Genomic DNA, 964 nt, shown 5'->3' on the forward strand with positions numbered 1-964 from the left:
CGATCACATCGCCGGCTGATCACCGTCCGAACAGGGTGGGGGAATTTTACTTCGACACTTCTGGGGAAATTACGTCCGACGTTGACAAATGTCGATGCATCGTCACACTCCGACTACAAATCGATCTGGATTCCGCCTGTTGTGCCCGCTACGCCGCCGAGCGCGGTTGGCGCAACGTCTGCGGCCCTGACCGTCACCGCATGCGGCCCGCTTCAACGGGTCGTTCACACCCCCGTCAAGGGCAAGTTCTTCGGCATGCTCATCAACTCCGACGTGGATCAGGGTACGACGGATGAACTTGAGCCCGTCACCGATGAAAACGGCGTCGTTCGCTATTACGACCGGGTGCTGATGCCGGATGGACGCACTCACCTGATGGGGACGCAGGCGATTATCTCGACCGCCGTGATCGGGACAGCCGGCGCACGAAACCTTGCGCTCGGCGGAGGTGGGTCAACTGGCGCGTGGGGGCAAGGCGGCATGGGCTCGTCTTCAGCCAACCAGCAGACGCAAACAAAAATCACTTTGCGTGCGTGCGAAGTCGGCGTGATCGAACCGCCGGCCCCGCCCCCGCTGCCCATCATCGCGAATATCCGCCAATGATTACCGTCCATCTTGCCACCGCCCTGATCTGCTTTTCGGGTCGGTGTCATCCGGCGCTCGTCGGCGCGGATACCCCGCGCGGCACCTACCCGATCGTCCATGCCGCCACGCGTGAACCGGGATACGGCGGGGACGTACTGGCCTTTGCTCGTGACGCGCATGGGGTCTATGCCATTCACCGAGTATGGACCCGCATTCCGAGTGAGCGCCGGGCACAGCGCATTCAATCCGTGAATGCGGCCGATCGCAATCAGGTGACGCACGGTTGCATCAACGTAACCGCCGACGTGTACGACGCGCTCGTGGACTGCTGTTCGACCGACAAACTGATTATTCAAAACTGAACGTGCCAAACGCGTAT

The 964-nt window shown here is 61.1% G+C and carries 2 protein-coding genes; both read left to right on the forward strand.

What is annotated here, in order from left to right; translation table 11 throughout:
• Window positions 1-603, forward strand: a 603-nt coding sequence (locus BSIN_RS02060) for a hypothetical protein (RefSeq protein WP_218192392.1), incomplete at its 5' end; no start/stop codon positions are given.
• Window positions 600-947: a L,D-transpeptidase family protein gene (locus tag BSIN_RS25025; protein ID WP_143757275.1), complete on the forward strand. Its 348-nt coding sequence runs from the start codon at window positions 600-602 to the stop codon at window positions 945-947. The genes BSIN_RS02060 and BSIN_RS25025, both read left to right, overlap by 4 nt.
• Window positions 948-964 lie beyond the last annotated feature (17 nt).

It is taken from the genome of Burkholderia singularis (assembly GCF_900176645.1).
GTDB lineage: Bacteria > Pseudomonadota > Gammaproteobacteria > Burkholderiales > Burkholderiaceae > Burkholderia > Burkholderia singularis.